Here is a 17,289-nt window from a genome sequence, read left to right on the forward strand (position 1 = left end):
GAACGGGACCCGATCACGGCCGGCCATTCCTTCCGGGTCGCCACCTATGCCGAGCACTTCGCGCGGGCAGTGGACCGCTCGGAGGAACCCGTGCTGCGGCAGGTCCGTTTCACAAGGGACCAGTTGCGCGAGATCCGCTACGCCGCCTTGCTTCACGACTTCGGCAAGGTCGGCGTGCGCGAAAATGTGCTTCAGAAAGAAAAGAAGCTGCATCATCATGAGATGCTGCTGCTGGAACACCGCTTCAAGTATGCGCGGGCCTGCCTTGAAAAGCAGGCCTACCGCAGGCTGGCGGAAATGCATGCGCAGCAGGAATTGAGCATCACCGCATTCAGGCAGGTCAAGCGCGAGATCGACGAGGGTCTGCAGCTCGAGTTTGCCCGCCTGGACACCTTTCTCGACTCGATACGGCGCGCCAACGAGCCATCCATATCGGCGGGCGAACAGGCATTCGACCTGCAGAACGTCCTCGATTACGGCTGCCATGAATCTGACGAATCCTTCCTGTCGCTGCTGGCGCGTTCCGAATTCGATGCGCTGGGCATTGCAAAGGGATGCCTGACGCCGGAGGAACGGCGGCAGATCGAATCGCATGTGGCGGATTCCTATTCGTTTCTCATCCTGATTCCATGGACGAGAGACCTGGCGGGCGTGCCGTCGATAGCGCACGGGCACCACGAGAAGCTTGATGGCTCCGGCTATCCGATGGGACTGCGGGGAACGCAGATCAGCACGCAGACCCGCATCCTGACGATCTGCGATATTTACGATGCGCTGACCGCTTCCGACCGGCCGTATAAGAAGGCCGTGCCGGTGGAAAAGGCGCTCGACCTGCTGTCGGCGGAATGCCGCGCGCAAAAGCTCGACGCCAACCTGTTCCGGGTGTTCGTCGAATCGAGAGCGTGGGAGGCCACGCAGGACCGTATGACTGCCACGCCCTGACCGATCCCGACAACACACGATGCCGACTTGCCAATCTTCACCGGCCCGACGCCGGGATTTCCGCCAGGGATGAGGACAACATGCTTAACACCATACTTTCATGCAATGCGACCCGGAAGCGGGGGCGACGGGTTGTCCCGCATGCGACCATGTTGCGGCGGCAATGCGTGGTCGCCGGACTATGCGCCGCCGTCCTCGGCGGCTGCGCGGATGTCAGCATGCAGCCCTACCAGCGTCCCGAAGCACCGATGAAGACAGCCTGGACGGAGCGGCAGGAGGCTGCCGTATCGCCGACGGCAACCGTCACGCTCGACTGGTGGAGGGAATTTCGCGACCCTTATCTCGACTCCCTCATCACGAGGTCAATCCAGAACAACCTTGACCTGAGGATCCTCGCCGCCCGCATCCAGGTTGCCTCGTCGCAGATCGGCGAGGTCCGCGCCAGTGCGCTGCCGACGCTGGACGCCGGCGCGGGCGCCAGCTTCGAGAAGAGCACCGGACGGAAGTTCTCGAAGGACTTCAATCTCGGCACCCAGGTCAATTGGGAAATCGATGTCTGGGGCAAGGCGCAACGGGGCGTGCAGGCGCAAACCGCCCAATACCGCGCGACCGAGGCGGACTGGCGCGCCGGGTATCTGAATCTCGTCGCTGGCGTTGCCACTACCTATTTCCAGATTCTCCAGCTCGACCAGCAGATCGAGCAGCAGAAGCGAACGCTGGAAAAGAGCAGGGAGATTCTCGTCACCTACGAAGCGATGCACCGGTCCGGCCTCCTGCCCAATACCCGGGTATTGCAGCAGCGCGCCGAGATCAACCGGCTCAGCAACGATGCGCTCGAGCTGGCGCGGGGACGGGAGCTTGCGGGCAATGCGCTGGCGACCCTTCTCGGCGTGCCGGCAGGGGAGTTCCGGGTGCCGGTCGGCTTTCTGCAGGAGAAGGTGCAGTTGCCGCCGGTGCCGGCGGGATTGCCCGCGGAACTGCTCAAGCGCCGGCCGGATGTCGTCGCTGCCGAGTTCAGGGTGCTGGAAGGTTACAACATGGTCGGCCAGGCGAAGCTGGCGCAGCTTCCCTCGATCAGCCTTACCGGCCGGGGCGGCACGTCGAGCTTTGCCCTGACGGACCTGCTGAAATCATTCACCTTCGGCATTCTGCCCAGCATCAACATCCCGATCTTCGATCCTGGCGTCAAGGCCCGCATCAAGACCACCGAGGCACAGACCAAAGTCGTGGAGGAAGAATACCGGCGCACGGTCATCGGCGCGCTGGAAGAGGTGGAAAACGCCCTGGTCAACCTGGATGCCCATAAGAAGCAGCGTGTCGAACTGCAGCAGCAGATCGACAACCTGCAGGTGGTCGCGGCGCAGATCCGGGCGCAGGTGAAGGAGGGCGTGGTGTCGCAGCTCGAAGTGTTCGAAACTGAGCGCTCGCTGCTCGGGGCCCAGCTCGCGCTGCTGGCAAATCATCAACAGATCCTGTCGGATACCGTCACGCTGTACAAGGCGCTCGGCGGCGGCTGGCCTCCGGTGGAGGTGGCGGCGGCGAGCGGCGCATCGGGGATTACGGAGGCGGCGAATCAAAATGAAAAATGATTCCGCGGCAATTGCGGAGATGCCGCCGCGGGCGGAGCAGGGATTCGCCGATTTCGATATCGTGCTGCAGCCGGTATCCCATCCGGATCTCGGCGAAATACGCATCGAGGACAACCTGTTCGCCATCGGCCGTACCGAGCCGCCTTTCGTTTCCTACCCGCAGGACAAGGTGGCGGACCTGTCGCGCCGGCATGCCAGGATTTTCTGCGAGTATGGCGTGCTCTACATCGCCGATCTCGACAGCAAGAACGGCACGACCGTCAACGGCGTCAATATCCAGCAGAAGATCAGCAGGCTGCATGACGGCGACGAAATCTGCTTCGGCCGCTCGCTGACTTACAAGCTGAAGCTGGGTACGCGCGAACGCGCCCCCCGTCACACGACCCGCCTTGTCAGCATGACCCTGACGCCGCAGAAAACCGAGACAGGCATCCAGCCGATCGTCATCACCCAGCTTCCCTTCCTCGTCAGCAAGAGCGACGATGTGTTCGGCCGCTACAAGAACGAGTTCCCGCACCAGGTGGAATACCTGTCGCGACGGCATGCGCACATCTTCATGCGCGGCGGTTCGCCCTGCGTGGAAGACCTCGGCAGCACCAACGGCACCTTCGTCAACGGCAAGCGGCTCGAAGAGCATGCCGCATGCCTTTCCGACGGCGATGTGCTCGCATTCGGCGGCCATCATTTCGTCTACGTCGTCAGCCTGCAGAAAGACACTACCGCGATCGACCCGACCGTCACCAAGATCAGCGACCCGCCGCCCAAGGTGGCGCCGCCGGTGCCGGACGCGATGGACAAAACGACCTTCATCGCCGCGCCGGATTCCTTTCTCGACATTTTCTGCATCGAACCGGCCGGACAGACGGAGGAGGAACCGGTCAGCGAGGAAAGGAAAGACGCCGACGGAGCGGCGAAGGAATCGCGCAAGCCGCGGTCCAGGGGGAAGTTCAGCTCGATGGTGCGGGGCGCCGCACAGGCGCTTCACGATGGCGAAACGAAGGGCAAGCGGCGCACGCGCTGGTGGGCGGCAATCGCATTCGCAATGGTGTCGGTGGTTGCCGTGCTGGCATATTTTCATGCCGGCGGCGAAGGGCAGTTGAAGGAGATGGTCGCGCAGGGGGAATACGAGCAGGCCGCGGTGCTGGCCAGCCGTGACCTGGAAGGCGATCCCGACAATGGCGGATTGCAGGCGCTCGCGACGGAAGCCTTGCTCAAGGCGCATCTGCCGCGCTGGCTCGAAGCGCTTCAGAAAGGCGATTATGCGCAGGCAGGCACGATGCTCGCCGCGATGAGGGAGATCGGAAACAGCAACAAGGATGTGCAGCCGCTGCTCGCCGAGCTGGAGTGGATGGGCAAGCTAAGCGAATTCACCGCTACCCGGAAGCAGGCCGACGCGCCGATCCGGATCTTCGCTGATGAAGAGCAGATCAAAGCGCTGCTCGCCTACTGGGATGAGGACACCAGCGGGCACCAGCGGTCGCTCGCGCGCATCGTGTCGCATGTTCCTGAATTCAGGGAGCCGTATGCAACCGCGTTGAGCCATCTGCGCCGGCTGCAAAGCGAAAACGCGGTGTATCTGGCGGCGATGGACCGGCTCAAATCCACCATCGATACCGAACTTGGCCGCGACAGGCCGGCGGCGCTGACCGCCGTGCTCGACGACTATGCGGAAAAGTATCCGCGCATCGGCGGCATGGATGTGCTGCGCCGGGATCTGCAGCAGTACATCCGGATAGACGAAGCGATGCGTGACCGGCAGATCGCGCCGCTCGCCCATCATCTTGCGACCGTGCAGTTCGCGACGCCGCCGTTCAAGGCAAAAATGGAATCGCTGGCAACGTCCGGACGGTTGCCGCCGCCTGACCTGCTCGCCGGCTACACCGAGGCGGCGAATGCATGGAGCCGGGGGGATTCGAAAGCTGCCTTGTCCATACTGGAGAAGGTGAAAGGCGGCGCATGGAATGACAGCGTCGTGAACGATCTGGCCCGCAGGCAGAACGTGGTGAAGCAGTTCGCGGCGTTGCAGGGCGCACGCGCTGACAAAGGGTTCGACGAACGCCTGTTGTCGTTCTATGGCGTACTCGACCCGCGGGAAGACAATTACTTCATCCGCGCCGTGGAGAGCGATCTCGTCGCCAACAAGGGCAGGGTGCTCAAGCGCGCCGAGGAAAAGGTCGCGCGCGCCGCGGCGCTCTGGCGGGAATACCAGGAGAACGGTGCGATCGATGCGGGTCTGCGTATCGAATCCGGCATATCGGAACGGTTCCGCACGCAGGCCGGGCTGTTGTCACGGGCGCATGATGACGCGGTCCAGGGTGTGCGGGTTCATAAACAGATGAAGGCGGCGCATCCGGCGCAATGGGAGACGCTGCAATTCGAGATCGAAGCGGAGATGGCGCAGCAGCGCAATGCCTTGCTGGGATTGCAGGGCAATGCGGATGGAGCTGCACTGAAGGCGAAGATGGACTTGTTAAAGGTGGCAGGGAAATAAACCTCATCCCCTTAACAGCGACTTGCTGCCATCAAGGGGAGAACAGATACGGTGCAAAGAAAGGCTTGTATGAATGTGATTTCGATCGTTGGCTTTAAAAGTATCAGAGAACGGTTCCTCCGCTCAGCAAAGGGGAAGAAGCCGCTCCGCTTGCAAGCTTTTCACCTCGCGAAGATTGGCCCTGTCGCCCGGAGCACCTGACCCATGAAAGACACCCCTCTCAAACCCCTGTCCGAAGCGCTCGAAGACCACAGCGCGGAGGGAATCGCCCTGCTCAGTTCCGAGCCGTGGCGTCTGATGCAGGCGGTGATTCTGGCGATGCTGGGTCTCGTGCTGACCGCACTGTGCTGGTCGTTCTTCGGCCGTGCCGATGTGATCGTGTCGGCGCAGGGCAGCCTGATGCCGGACTCCGAGGTGCGCCGCCTGTATGCGCCTATCGACGGTGAGCTTGCCAATCTCTATATCGCTTCCGGCCAGCCGGTCCTGAAGGGCGATGTCGTCGCGCGCCTGAATGCACGGGGCGCGATCGAGGCGGCGACGCGGGCGCTGGAGGCGCAGTTGAAGCTCGAAGACGCGGAGCGCGAATGGAAGCAGTTCCCGGAACGGAAGGCGATGCTGGAACGCCGGGTGGCGGCCCTCAAGCAGCAGATCGAGGTGGAGGAACGCCAGCACGAGAAGCGCATGGCCGACGGGACATCGAAGCTGGCGGAAGGGCAGCGGGCGCAGGCGCAGGAGGCGCGGACCAATGTGGAGGAGGCGCGCCGCGCCCGCGATGCCGCCAAGGACGAGGCCGACAAGTTCGGCCGCCTGCTATCCCTGCCGGGCGGCGGCGGCGTGTCGGAGCTGCAGGTGCAGGCCAAGAAGAATGCGTATCAAGCCGCCGAGAACGCCTATCGCGTCGCGCAGGCGCGCTTGAGCGAAATCGGCGCGCGGCAGAGCCTGGAATTCGAGCAGGCGAAATCCCAGCTTGAAGTCAGCGGCCAGGAGCTTGCGAAGCTGCGCCTGCAATATGAAGCGGCGGTGCGGGAGATGACCGGTGCGGAAGATAAATTGCGTCTCCAGGTGCAGACCGCGCGCCTGCTGGCGGATGCGGCCGCGCGCATCCGCTTCGAAAATATCGACAAGGATAATTTCCTCCTTGTCGTTGCGCCGGTCGACGGCGTCGTCACCGACGTGATCTCCACCCAGCAGGGCGACAAGGTGCAGGCCAATACGCCGCTGGGCGGCATCGCGCCCAAGGATGCGCGCCCCATCCTCAAGGTCGAGATCGCGGAGAACGACCGCGGCTTCCTGCGCGAAGGTATTCCGGTGAAGCTGAAGTTCAACGCGTTTCCATATCAGCGCTACGGCCTCATCGAGGGTACGCTCGAATTCATCTCGCTGACGACCAAGCCCTCGCAGCAGACCAAGCAGCCGGTCTACGAAGGGCGGGTCAAGCTGGACCAGGACCATTACGTGGTCGGGGAACAGACGTATCCCTTGCGTTACGGTATGACGGCAACGTCGGAGATGGTGGTGCGCCAGCGCCGGCTGATCGACCTGGCGCTCGATCCGTTCCGCCAGATCGGCGGGTAGCGCCTTACGCCGCCTTCGTCGCCAGATGCGACAGCGAGGCGACGAGATCTGCGAACCGCTGGCCCTGGATCATGATGTGGTCGCGGAGCAGCTCGGCGGTGCGGTCGCCATCGCCGGACACGATGGCGTTGACGATGGCGTCGTGCTCCGAAAACGAGGTCGCGACCCGATTGCGTACCCGTAGCTGCAGGCGCCGGTACGGCCGCAGGCGGCGGTGCAGGTTGCGCGCCTGCTCGGCCAGAAAGGTGTTGTGGCTGCCGGTATAGATCAGGTGGTGGAACACCTCGTTCAGGTAGTAGTAATTATCCGTATCGCCCGATTCATGCGCCTCCCGGCACGCCTCGTGCGCTTTCAGCAGCTCGGCATGCTCTTCGGAAAACATGCGCCGCGCGGCCAGCCGGCCGCACACCGCTTCGAGTTCCGCCATCACTTCGAACATTTCCACCAGTTGCTGCGGCGTGATTTCCGCGACGACGGCACCGCGCCGCGGCCGAATGACGACCAGGCCCATGGAGGCAAGCTGGATCAGCGCCTCGCGGATCGGCGTGCGGGAAACCTCGAACCGCGCGGCGAGTTCGGTTTCATCCAGATGTTGGCCGGGGCGCAGCTCGCCGACGGCAATTTGTTCTTCGATGGCATCGCGCAGAAATTGGGAGCGGCTCTTCATGAATCAGGCAAGGATAGGGTTGAGCATCGGTACGACGATGTTGACGCGCTTTTGTATACATCATCACCCGATATGTATGTGCAAAGCGTGGTTTTGCATGATTTTGGCATTTCCAACAGCAAACCGCCTTCAAAAACCAGGGAAATTTATTAGCAAATTTTCAAAAGCAAAGCCTTTTTTGAGTTTTATCAAGCAAATTGCATATTCAAAAATGGCTTATGTATACATGAAACCGCATTTTGTATAAATTTACTGAAAACAGACCGCGAAGCGGCCCCGACCAACCTCCTTTCTGGTGGAGACAACCATGATGTTCAAACGCGCATTGCTCCTGTTAGCCGGTCTTGCCTTCTCAGCCACATGTGCCGCGCAGGCATGGCCCGACCGCCCCGTCACCATCATCGTGCCGTTCCCCGCGGGCGGCGGCACCGATGCCTTTGCGAGACCCCTGTCGGCACAATTGACCAAGCAGCTTGGAAAATCGGTGATCGTCGATAACCGCGGCGGCGCGGGCGGCACCCTCGGCGCCAGCGTGGCCTCGAAAGCGCAGCCTGACGGCTATACCTTCTTCATGGGGGCCGCGCACCATGCGATTGCGCCGTCGATCTATCCGAAGCTTGACTATGACATCCTGAAGGACTTCATTCCCGTCGCCCTGGTGGCAACGCCGCCGCAGGTGATCGTGGTCAATGCGCAGCAGGTCCCGGTGAACGACCTCAAATCGTTCATCGAGTATGCGCAGAAGAATCCGGGCAAGGTGAATTTCGCCTCCGCCGGCAACGGCACGTCGCATCACCTCGCCGGCGAGCTGTTCAAGATCCAGACCAAGACCCAGCTGACGCATATTCCCTATCGCGGCGCCGGCCCGGCCCTGCAGGACCTGGTGGCGGGGCAGGTCCACATGATGTTCGACGGGCTCGGATCGTCGGCTTCCCATCTCAAGGGCGGTCGCATCAAGGCGCTGGCCGTCGCTTCCTCCAAGCGCGCACCGGGCTTCCCCGACATTCCCACCGCCGCCGAGGCAGGCGTCCCCGACTATGAAGTGTCGACCTGGTATGGCCTGTTCGCGCCCAAGGGCACGCCGCCGGAACTCGTGGAGCGCATGGCTTCCGAGGTGAAAAAAGCACTGGCGACGCCGGAGCTGCAGGCGAACTGGACCAATGCGGGTTCCGAGGTGCCGACGATGTCGCGCGACGAGTTCGGCAAATTCGTGGCATCGGACGTGGCCCGGTGGAACAAGGTCGTGAAAACCGCAAACGTCAAGCTCGACTGACGCGAGCACGCGCAGGTACACAAGTCCAACCCGAGCCGGAGAAACGAATGGGTGCGCCCGACCGCATTTGGAACCAGCAGCAGGCCAACCGGGCGCTCCGCCTGGAACGCGTGCGCAGCGCACTGGACGGCGCATTGTCCGGCAAGGCGTGCCCGGCCGGCCGCATCGGGGATCTGCTGCATGCGGTGCTGGAGCCGGGGGACCGGGTCTGCATCGAGGGAAACAACCAGAAGCAGGCCGATTTTCTCGCCAAGGCATTGGCAGGCCTCGATCCGGTGCGGATCAACGGACTGCATATGCTGCAGTCCGTCATCGCGCTGCCCGAGCATCTCGAGGTGTTCGAACGCGGCATCGCCTCCCGCCTGGATTTCTCCTTTTCCGGACCGCAGGCGGCCCGCCTTGCAAGGCTGACGGCGGCGGGCAAGCTGAACATCGGCGCGATCCATACCTACCTCGAACTGTTTTCGCGCTACTTCATCGATCTCACGCCGCGCGTGTCGCTGGTGGTCGCGGAAGCGGCCGACCGGGACGGCAACCTGTACACCGGGCCGAACACGGAGGACACGCCGGCAATTGTCGAGGCGACCGCATTCAAGAGCGGCATCGTGATCGCCCAGGTCAACCGGATCGACGACACCCTGCCGCGGGTGGACATCCCGGCGGACTGGGTCGATTTCGTCGTGCAGTCGCCGACGCCGTACTACATCGAGCCGCTGTTCACCCGCGATCCGGCGCAGATATCCGAGATACAGGTGCTGATGGCGATGATGGCCATCAAGGGCATCTACGCCGAGTACCGCGTCGAGCGCCTCAACCACGGCATCGGCTTCGACACTGCCGCCATCGAACTGCTGCTGCCGACCTATGCCGAGTCGCTCGGACTGAAAGGCAAGATCGCCAGGCACTGGGCGCTCAATCCGCATCCGGCGCTGATCCCGGCGATCGAATCCGGCTTTGTCGAATCGGTGCATTCCTTCGGCTCCGAGCTGGGCATGGAAGCCTATATCCGCGCCCGGCCGGACATCTTTTTCGTCGGCCCGGACGGCTCGATGCGCAGCAACCGGGCGATGTGCCAGGCCGCCGGCCATTACGCCTGCGACATGTTCATCGGATCGACGCTGCAGATCGACCTGCAGGGCAATTCATCGACGGCCACCATCGGCCGGGTCGCCGGCTTCGGCGGCGCGCCGAACATGGGCGCGGACGCGCGCGGGCGGCGGCATATCAGCCCGGCGTGGCTGCAGGCCGGACGGCAGGCGCGCGACGGCAGGAACCTGATGCCGCGCGGGCAGAAGCTGGTGGTGCAGATGGTGGAAACCTTCCGCGAACACATGCAGCCGGCGTTCGTGGAAAAACTGGATGCCTGGCAGCTTGCGGAACAGGCGGGCATGGCGATTCCGCCGGTCATGATCTACGGCGAAGACGTGTCCCACGTGCTGACGGAGGAGGGCATCGCCAACCTGCTGCTGTGCCGCAGCGACGAGGAACGGGAGCAGGCGATCCGCGGCGTTGCCGGATATACCGCGATCGGCCTCGCGCGCGACAAACGCATGGTCGAGAACCTGCGCGACCGGGGCATCATCCGGCGGCCGGAGGACCTCGGCATCGACAAGCGGCTTGCCACGCGCGACCTGCTCGCCGCACGGAACATGAAGGAACTGGTGCGCGCGTCGGGCGGACTGTACGACCCGCCGAAGCGCTTCAGGAACTGGTAGGCACATCATGGAAACACTGACATTCCGCTTTGAAAACGGCAATCGCAAAAGCGGCGTGCAGCCGCTGCTGGTCGGCGTCGTGAGCTCCGGCAATCTCGAAGTGCTGATGGAACCGGCGTCTCTCGGCGGCGCCTGCGAGATCGAGGTAAAAACCGCCGCCGTCGGCTTCGGGCCGATATGGAACGCGGTGATGGCCGACTTCCATGCGCGCTGGCCGCTCGCCGATACGCGCATCTCCATCAACGACATGGGGGCAACTCCTGCGGTGGTCAGCCTGCGCCTCGACCAGGCCGCTGAATCGATGTTCCGGGGAACGCCATGAGCAGCTATCTCGAATCGAGCGCCCGCGAGCGCATCCACCGCCTGCTCGATCCGGGCAGCTTCGCGGAAATCCTGCCGCCCGCCACGCGTTTCACCAGCCCGCATCTCGAACAACTGGATGCCCCGGTATCGTTCGACGACGGCGTCGTGATCGGCAGCGGGCGCCTGCATGGCACAGCGGTGCTGGCGGCGGCACAGGAAGGCGGGTTCATGGGCGGCGCGGTCGGCGAGGTGCATGGCGCGAAACTGGTCGGCCTGCTCAAACGAGCCATCAATGAAAAGGCAGGCGCCGTCATCCTGCTGCTGGAGACCGGCGGCGTGCGCCTGCATGAAGCGAATGCGGGGCTGATCGCCGTGTCCGAAGTCATGCGCGCGGTGCTCGACACGCGCGCCGCCGGCATTCCAGTCATCGTCCTCATCGGCGGCGCCAACGGCTGCTTCGGCGGCATGGGCATCGTCGCCCGCTGCGCCAACACCATCATCATGTCGGAGGAAGGGCGGCTCGCCATGTCGGGACCGGAAGTCATCGAAACCGCGGCGGGCGTCGAGGAATTCGATTCGCGTGACCGCGCACTGGTGTGGCGCACCACCGGCGGCAAGCACCGCTATCTGCTGGGCGATTGCCACGTCATCGTGCCGGACGACATCGGCGCATTCCGCGACGCCGCCTTCCGCGCGATACAGCAGGCCGACCTGTCGGAGGTGGCACTCACGCTGGCCGAACTGGAAGCCGAACAGGACCTGCTGCAGCAACGGCTTGCGCGGTTCGGTGAACTATCCGATCCGGTCGAGATATGGACCGATCTCGGCATTCCCGATCCGGCTGCGGTGCCCATGCTGGACGCCGAGACATTCAACACGGTGTCGCAAACCTATCGGACAGGACGCTGAACATGGACTGGCAGACGCTCGCTTCGCACTTGTTCCCGGAAGGGCATGACATCACCGAACAGGATTTTTTCCTGTCGGGTACGGCAAACGTGTCCACGCAAACGGTGACGATCATCGGCACCACCGGGCACACGCCGATCGGCATCGAGATCGCGCTGGCGCAGGCGAAGGCGGTGCTGGACACGGTGCGCTCGCATCCCGGTCGGCCCATCGTCATCCTGGTCGACACGCAGGGGCAGCGCCTGCGGCATCGCGATGAAATGCTCGGCATCAACAGCTATATGGCCCATCTCGGCAAATGCATCGAACTGGCGCGGCGGCGCGGCCACAAGGTGATCGGACTGGTGTACGACCAGGCGCTGTCCGGCGGCTTCATTACCAGCGGCCTGCTGGCCGATGCCTGCTATGCGCTGCCGGACGCCACCATCCGCGTCATGGGCCTGCCGGCGATGGCGCGCATCACCAAGGTGCCGGAGGAAAGACTCACCGAACTCGCAAAGGACAACCCGGTATTCGCACCCGGCGCGCACAACTACCTTGTGATGGGCGGACTGGAAGCCATCTGGGACAAGGATCTCGCCGGAAACCTGCGACGGGCGCTGGACACGGTGACACAGGCGGACCGGCGCAGCGAACTCGGCGCGGCGCGCGGCGGCAGGAAGTGGTCGCAGCGGGTCGTGCAGGCGGTATTGGCGGACGGCCATGCTCGCGCGGCATAGCCTTGCCTGGCTGACGCCGGAAGGATGGCGGGAGGCCGAAACAGCATGTGGCGCGGGTTGCCGTGATGTCATCGCGCGGTGGCGGCAGGCAGACTGGCCCGCGATCGTGCGCAGGCGCGATGTGGATGCCACGGACGATCAATGCGCTGTCGGACTCGCGCTGCCGCCGGACCCGGCGAGCGGATACAAACGGCGGCTCGCCTTGCAAGCCACGCTTGCGCACGTCGCCAAAGTGCTGCCGCCGCTGGCAATGGAGGAGGCGATTCCCGCCGCCCCGGCGTCATGGCGGAGTCCGCTCGCGGAACTGGAGCTGGCGGCCGGCGAGGCGGGCGTGGCGCTGCGTGTCTACGGATCGCTTGCGCTGCAGGCGCTCACCGGGCAGTCCTACCTGACGGCGTCATCGGATATCGATGTGCTCTGCTATCCGGTCACACGCGAGCAGCTGACCGTGATGCTTGGGCTATTGCAGGCGACGGCGGCGCAGGTGCCGCTCGATGGCGAGATTGTTTTCCCTTCCGGTCAGGCGGTGGCGTGGAAAGAATGGCTGGCGGCGGACAACGGGCCAACCGGCGTGCGTGTCCTGGTGAAGGACTATCGCAGCGTCTACCTCGCCAAGCCTTCGGAATTGCGCGACACGCTGGAGACGGCATGACAAACGGCATGGCCATGGTATTGCATCTTCCCGCGAAACGATTGCCGTCGCCGTTGCGATCGACCGTGAACCCGGACAGGAGTTTCTGCGTGGAAGTCGGGCGCATCGCCATCGCCAGCCTGCATGACGAACTCGTGCTCTATCCAAAGCCCGGTTTGGTCTCGTTGGTCGACAACGGCAGTCATGAGGACATGAATGCAGAGACGTTCTTCCGCAGCCTGTTCTCGCTGCGCCACTATTTCGTCCGGATGACCGAGGCAGGCCTGCGCGACGCGCCGTTTCATGCATTGAAGGCGCTCGGCATGGAAGCGGAAGCGCGCATGCTGCGGGCGACCGGCGGCATCAATACGCATCGCGGCGCGATCTTCGCGCTCGGCATGCTGTGCGCAGCCACGGGCCGTTGTCACGGTAGAGGGGTTTCTTTTTCTCCGCCCGCAATCAGGCAGACGCTCATCGGCGGATGGGGCACGGACCTGATCGCTCATACGCGGCATGGCGATGCCGGGTCGCACGGGGTGCAGGTGGCAAAGCGGCACGCAGTCACCGGGGCACGCGAGGAAGCGGCGCTGGGCATGCCGTCGGTGTTCAAGGTCGCGCTGCCGAGGCTGCAGGTCACGATGGCGACGACCGGATGCTGGGAGCGGGCGCGCATCGAAGCAATGTTTGCATTGATGGCGAGCGTCAGTGATACGAATGTGTATTACCGGGGCGGGGAAGCGGGCGCGCAGATCGTGAAGCTGTGTGGCAGCGACTTCCTGGCACGCGGCGGTACGGCGGCCGCCGACTGGAAGGAGTATGCGGTTGCCTGTCATCGGTACTTCATGGAGAAAAGGCTGTCGCCGGGTGGGGCGGCTGATTTGCTGGGGGCGGCCTGCTTTGTGTATAAGGCGGTGCGGCGGTTTGGGTAGCACTGCACAACTGCGTCACAAACCATCTCCGGACTGCTCCTTCCTCCTCTTACGGAACGTGTTTAGGCCGCAATCGCACTTCATTGTACTGACGAATACATCGACACCCCGCAGCACCGCTCGGAGCATCACCATGACAAAACATCTCGCACTGCTGTGCCCAGGCCAAGGCGGCCAGCATGCGCGGATGTTCGACATCCTCGATAACGCCGCCCGCGCCACAACGCTGCTCGCCCAATGGTCGATCGAAGAAAAAATCAACCTTCCCTTGAATACCGCCCTAAGTAATCCGTCAGCACTATTTTCCAACCGCATCGCCCAGCCCCTGATCGTCGCCGCGACACTCGCCACATGGGAAACACTGAAGCCAGCCCTTCCGTTACCCGTCATCGTCGCCGGCTACAGCATCGGCGAGCTGTCTTCCTATGCAGTTGCAGGTGCCATCACGCCACCCGAAGCACTGTCGCTGGCGGCGGTCCGCGCATGCCTGATGGACAGCTGCGGAAACGATAAGCCTCAAGGCCTATTGGCGGTGAGCGGCATGCACCTGTCATCCATCGCCGACTCGGCGACACGTGCCGGATTGTTCGTCGCCATCGAGACCGGCGCGGACAGCGCCATCGTCGGGGGACTGCGCGAGCACGCGCTGGCGTATGAGCAAGAACTGCTGAAGACCGGCTGCACGGCGACGCTCCTGCCCGTGGGCATCGCGTCGCACACGCCGTTGATGACCCCTGCGGTCGCGCCGTTTCTGGAAGAACTGCACAGGATGCCTTTCGCGGACCCGGATCATCCAGTCGTTGCAGGCGTATCTTCCGAAGTCATCCGGCGCAAGGCCGACGCCATCGGCACGCTCGCGCGCCAGCTCGATCAAACGATCCGCTGGAAGGACTGTATGGATGCCTGCGCGGAAGCGGGCGTCACCATCGCGCTTGAACTGGGACCGGGTGCTGCGTTGTCCAACATGATGCGGCGTGCGCATCCGCATATCGACTGCCGGTCAGTCACGGAGTTTCGTTCCCTGGAGGGAATCAGGAAATGGGTGGACCGTCACTTCGACGAGTGAGGGATCATTTCTATGCGTCATCGAATTGGGAGGAGCACCAACGCGCAACGAGCCAATCCATACGTAGTGAATAAGGCTCTGCGCAATCGATATCGGCAACGTCGATGCCGACCACCAATAATCAGGAGACCAGAATGATTCATGCTCAATCTTCACGACAACCAAAGCGGCTGATGCTCACCCTCACCGCCGCTTGCTGCGCGGCAGCGTTCACGCTGCCTGCCGATGCGCGCGTGACGCGCATCGTCATTGACGAACAGAAACCACTCGCCAATGCAACCGGCCAGACCATCGCCTATGAACAGATCTCCGGCCGCGCGTTTGGCGAACTCGATCCGCGCGATCCGTTGAACGCGTTGATCCAAGACATCGAACTCGGCAAGGACCCGGACGGCAAGGTCCGCTATGTCGCCAGCTTCGTGGTAACCAAGCCGGTGAACATGGATCAGGCCAGCGGCCTGCTGTGGCACGACGTGCCCAACCGGGGAAGTCCGACGACCATCGTCGTGGCGGAGCGCAACAATGGCGACATCGGCCTGGCCAGCGCATGGCAGGGTGACAACGCCGGCACGGTGACCGCCGGCCCGGACGGACCCACCGCGTCCGGAACGCTGGTCCGCGACACGATGACGGTCGATGGCCGTCATTGGCTCAAGGTCCCGATCGCGAAAAACCCGGACGGCTCGACCATCACCGGCATGGTGTTCGGCCGCATCATCAACCGTTCGGGCGTCGCATCCCAGCCGCTGATCGTGCAGTCCAATCCGGTGCCGTATCAGCCCGTCACGCTGGACAACAGTCCGCAGTACGCGAAGCTGGTAACGCGCACCGGCGAAAGCATGGAAGGCGTCGTCACGGGCGAGGTCGAGGTGCCGCGCACGGATTGGGCATGGGCGCGCTGCAGCGAAACCAATCCGTTCCCGGGCACGCCGGACCCGACGCAGATCTGCGTCAAGGGCGGCTTCGATCCCGCCAAGCTGTACCAGGTAACCTTCAAGGCGAAAGATCCCTACGTGCTCGGCATTGGCTTCGCCGCCTGGCGCGACGTTGGCGCATTCTTCAAGACTGCCGCTGCCGACGATAGCGGCACGGCCAATCCGATCGCCGGGCGCGTCACCCACAGCATCGCCCGCGGCGTGTCGCAATCCGGCAATTACCTGCGCGGATGGCTGCACATGGGCTTCAACCAGTCGGAGGACAGGCGGCAGGTGCATGACGGCATGTGGCCGATCATTGCCGGCCGGCGCATCGCCCTGAACTTCCGCTGGGCCCAACCCGACGGCGTGCTGGAGCTCTATCAGGCCGGCAGCGAAGGGCCGCAATGGTGGAGCAAGCATCCGGACCAGGTGCGCGGCCTGCCGCCCGCCGGCATTCTCGACCGCTGCGAAGCCACGAAGACCTGTCCGAAGATCGTCGAGCATTTCGGCTCGGCAGAAGTGTGGGCGCTGAAACTCACGCCGGAGTGGGTCGGCACCGATGCCCGCAATGACTTGCCGCTGCCGGACAACGTGCGCCGCTACTACATCGCCAGTTCCACCCATGGCGGCGGCGCCGGCGGATTCAACACCAGCCTGAATCCGACCCCGGTCGCCAACTGCCCGGGCAACAACTATGGCTCGGCTGTGCTGCCCGCCAACCCGGTGCCGCATACGCAAACCGTGAACGCGCTGCGCGTGCATTTCCGTAACTGGGTGATGAAGAACACGGCGCCGCCCGACAGCGTCTATCCGACCCTGAACGGCAGAAGGGCGGACGGCGAGCAGAACCGGGGCCGCAATATCCCCGACCTGGTCGAGGCCAACAAGGAGGCGATGGGCTTCCCCACCATCCCCGGACTGCGTGCCACGGCACCGGAGCCCGGCTTCATCATGCCGGTGCTGGACTATGACTGGGGCCCGCTCTTCAACTACACCGATGCCTCCGGTGTGCCGACCAATGCGCCGCCACCGATCAAGCAGGTCATCAAGATGCTGGTGCCGCGCGTGGATGCGGATGGCAACGAAGTGGGCGGCGTGCCGGTCGTGCTGCTCGATGCACCACTGGGCACCTACCTTGGATGGAACATCACCGCCGGCGGCGCACGGCCATTTCATGCGGGCCAGATCTGCAACTATGTCGGCGGCATGGTGCCGTTCGCCAAGACCAGGGCGCAGCGGCTCGCCAGCAACGACCCGCGTCCGTCGCTGGAGGAGCGCTACGGTTCCCATGCCGGCTACGTGGAAGCGGTGAAGAAAGCCGCGGCGAACGCGATGGCACGCGGCTTCCTGCTGAAGGAGGATGCCGATGCGCTCATCGCGGCGGCTGAGGCCAGCGATGTGCTGAAGTAAGCGCTGAAGTAAGCGTTGAAGTAAGCGCTGAGGTAAGTGTCGGAAGCACAGCACGGCCGGCGAACTTCCGGCCGTGCTGATGTACTTGCATTGCTGCGCGCAGCGTTTACTCCGCTCGGCGGTCAGGCGGCTCGCCGGCGAAAGAACGATACG

The 17,289-nt window shown here is 63.6% G+C and carries 14 protein-coding genes; 13 read left to right on the top strand and 1 reads right to left on the bottom strand.

Features of this window, described 5'->3' with window-relative positions; all coding sequences use genetic code 11:
- From VGU61_RS05605 to VGU61_RS05620, 4 genes are all read left to right on the top strand, one after another.
- On the top strand, positions 1-942 hold a 942-nt coding region (locus VGU61_RS05605; protein ID WP_326858118.1), incomplete at its 5' end, for an HD domain-containing phosphohydrolase.
- Positions 943-1,091: 149 nt separating this feature from the next.
- Entirely contained in the window at positions 1,092-2,531 is a 1,440-nt protein-coding gene (locus tag VGU61_RS05610) for an efflux transporter outer membrane subunit (RefSeq protein WP_326858154.1), read from the top strand.
- Positions 2,521-5,022, top strand: a complete 2,502-nt coding sequence (locus VGU61_RS05615; RefSeq protein ID WP_326858119.1) for an FHA domain-containing protein — start codon at positions 2,521-2,523, stop codon at positions 5,020-5,022. Before VGU61_RS05610 ends, VGU61_RS05615 begins: the two co-directional genes overlap by 11 nt.
- Positions 5,023-5,226: 204 nt before the next feature.
- Complete coding sequence (locus tag VGU61_RS05620; RefSeq protein WP_326858120.1) at positions 5,227-6,597, top strand: HlyD family efflux transporter periplasmic adaptor subunit; 1,371 nt, start codon at positions 5,227-5,229, stop codon at positions 6,595-6,597.
- Positions 6,598-6,601: 4 nt separating this feature from the next.
- On the opposite strand, the gene VGU61_RS05625 is transcribed toward VGU61_RS05620, so the two are convergent.
- The gene (locus VGU61_RS05625; protein WP_326858121.1) at positions 6,602-7,264 is read right to left on the bottom strand and encodes a GntR family transcriptional regulator; all 663 of its coding nucleotides are present in this window, start codon (positions 7,262-7,264) and stop codon (positions 6,602-6,604) included.
- A gap of 310 nt (positions 7,265-7,574) precedes the next feature.
- On the opposite strand from VGU61_RS05625, the gene VGU61_RS05630 reads away from it, so the two are divergent.
- The 9 genes from VGU61_RS05630 (at position 7,575) to VGU61_RS05670 (ending at position 17,136) form a co-directional block, all read left to right on the top strand.
- Positions 7,575-8,537, top strand: a complete 963-nt coding sequence (locus tag VGU61_RS05630; RefSeq protein WP_414691602.1) for a Bug family tripartite tricarboxylate transporter substrate binding protein — start codon at positions 7,575-7,577, stop codon at positions 8,535-8,537.
- 47 nt (positions 8,538-8,584) lie between these two features.
- Positions 8,585-10,252 (top strand): malonate decarboxylase subunit alpha, encoded by a 1,668-nt coding sequence (mdcA, locus tag VGU61_RS05635; protein WP_326858123.1) that lies wholly within the window; start codon positions 8,585-8,587, stop codon positions 10,250-10,252.
- Positions 10,253-10,259: 7 nt separating this feature from the next.
- A complete protein-coding gene (mdcC, locus tag VGU61_RS05640) occupies positions 10,260-10,574 on the top strand; it encodes a malonate decarboxylase acyl carrier protein (RefSeq protein WP_326858124.1) in 315 nt (104 codons plus the stop codon).
- Entirely contained in the window at positions 10,571-11,464 is an 894-nt protein-coding gene (locus VGU61_RS05645; protein WP_326858125.1) for a biotin-independent malonate decarboxylase subunit beta, read from the top strand. Before mdcC ends, VGU61_RS05645 begins: the two co-directional genes overlap by 4 nt.
- 2 nt (positions 11,465-11,466) lie before the next feature.
- On the top strand, positions 11,467-12,183 hold the full coding sequence (gene mdcE / locus VGU61_RS05650) for a biotin-independent malonate decarboxylase subunit gamma (protein ID WP_326858126.1): 717 nt from the start codon (positions 11,467-11,469) through the stop codon (positions 12,181-12,183).
- A complete protein-coding gene (mdcG, locus tag VGU61_RS05655) occupies positions 12,167-12,835 on the top strand; it encodes a malonate decarboxylase holo-[acyl-carrier-protein] synthase (RefSeq protein WP_326858127.1) in 669 nt (222 codons plus the stop codon). The genes mdcE and mdcG overlap by 17 nt, the downstream gene beginning before the upstream one ends.
- The gene (gene mdcB, locus VGU61_RS05660; protein WP_326858128.1) at positions 12,832-13,743 is read left to right on the top strand and encodes a triphosphoribosyl-dephospho-CoA synthase MdcB; all 912 of its coding nucleotides are present in this window, start codon (positions 12,832-12,834) and stop codon (positions 13,741-13,743) included. Before mdcG ends, mdcB begins: the two co-directional genes overlap by 4 nt.
- A 133-nt stretch (positions 13,744-13,876) precedes the next feature.
- Positions 13,877-14,809 (top strand): ACP S-malonyltransferase, encoded by a 933-nt coding sequence (locus VGU61_RS05665; RefSeq protein WP_326858129.1) that lies wholly within the window; start codon positions 13,877-13,879, stop codon positions 14,807-14,809.
- Positions 14,810-14,943: 134 nt separating this feature from the next.
- Positions 14,944-17,136, top strand: coding sequence for an alpha/beta hydrolase domain-containing protein (locus tag VGU61_RS05670; protein ID WP_326858130.1), 2,193 nt, complete (start codon positions 14,944-14,946; stop codon positions 17,134-17,136).
- The last annotated feature ends 153 nt before the right edge of the window (positions 17,137-17,289 follow it).

It is taken from the genome of Noviherbaspirillum sp., assembly GCF_035944575.1.
In the GTDB taxonomy this organism is placed as follows: Bacteria; Pseudomonadota; Gammaproteobacteria; order Burkholderiales; family Burkholderiaceae_D; genus Noviherbaspirillum.

What these genes read in the sequence shown, in the direction of transcription:
- VGU61_RS05610 (WP_326858154.1), top strand. Translation starts at nt 1,092, where the DNA reads ATGTTGCGGCGGCAATGCGTGGTCGCCGGACTATGCGCCGCCGTCCTC.
- VGU61_RS05615 (WP_326858119.1), top strand. Translation starts at nt 2,521, where the DNA reads ATGAAAAATGATTCCGCGGCAATTGCGGAGATGCCGCCGCGGGCGGAG.
- VGU61_RS05620 (WP_326858120.1), top strand. Translation starts at nt 5,227, where the DNA reads ATGAAAGACACCCCTCTCAAACCCCTGTCCGAAGCGCTCGAAGACCAC.
- VGU61_RS05625 (WP_326858121.1), bottom strand. Translation starts at nt 7,264, where the DNA reads ATGAAGAGCCGCTCCCAATTTCTGCGCGATGCCATCGAAGAACAAATT.
- VGU61_RS05630 (WP_414691602.1), top strand. Translation starts at nt 7,575, where the DNA reads ATGTTCAAACGCGCATTGCTCCTGTTAGCCGGTCTTGCCTTCTCAGCC.
- mdcA (WP_326858123.1), top strand. Translation starts at nt 8,585, where the DNA reads ATGGGTGCGCCCGACCGCATTTGGAACCAGCAGCAGGCCAACCGGGCG.
- mdcC (WP_326858124.1), top strand. Translation starts at nt 10,260, where the DNA reads ATGGAAACACTGACATTCCGCTTTGAAAACGGCAATCGCAAAAGCGGC.
- VGU61_RS05645 (WP_326858125.1), top strand. Translation starts at nt 10,571, where the DNA reads ATGAGCAGCTATCTCGAATCGAGCGCCCGCGAGCGCATCCACCGCCTG.
- mdcE (WP_326858126.1), top strand. Translation starts at nt 11,467, where the DNA reads ATGGACTGGCAGACGCTCGCTTCGCACTTGTTCCCGGAAGGGCATGAC.
- mdcG (WP_326858127.1), top strand. Translation starts at nt 12,167, where the DNA reads ATGCTCGCGCGGCATAGCCTTGCCTGGCTGACGCCGGAAGGATGGCGG.
- mdcB (WP_326858128.1), top strand. Translation starts at nt 12,832, where the DNA reads ATGACAAACGGCATGGCCATGGTATTGCATCTTCCCGCGAAACGATTG.
- VGU61_RS05665 (WP_326858129.1), top strand. Translation starts at nt 13,877, where the DNA reads ATGACAAAACATCTCGCACTGCTGTGCCCAGGCCAAGGCGGCCAGCAT.
- VGU61_RS05670 (WP_326858130.1), top strand. Translation starts at nt 14,944, where the DNA reads ATGATTCATGCTCAATCTTCACGACAACCAAAGCGGCTGATGCTCACC.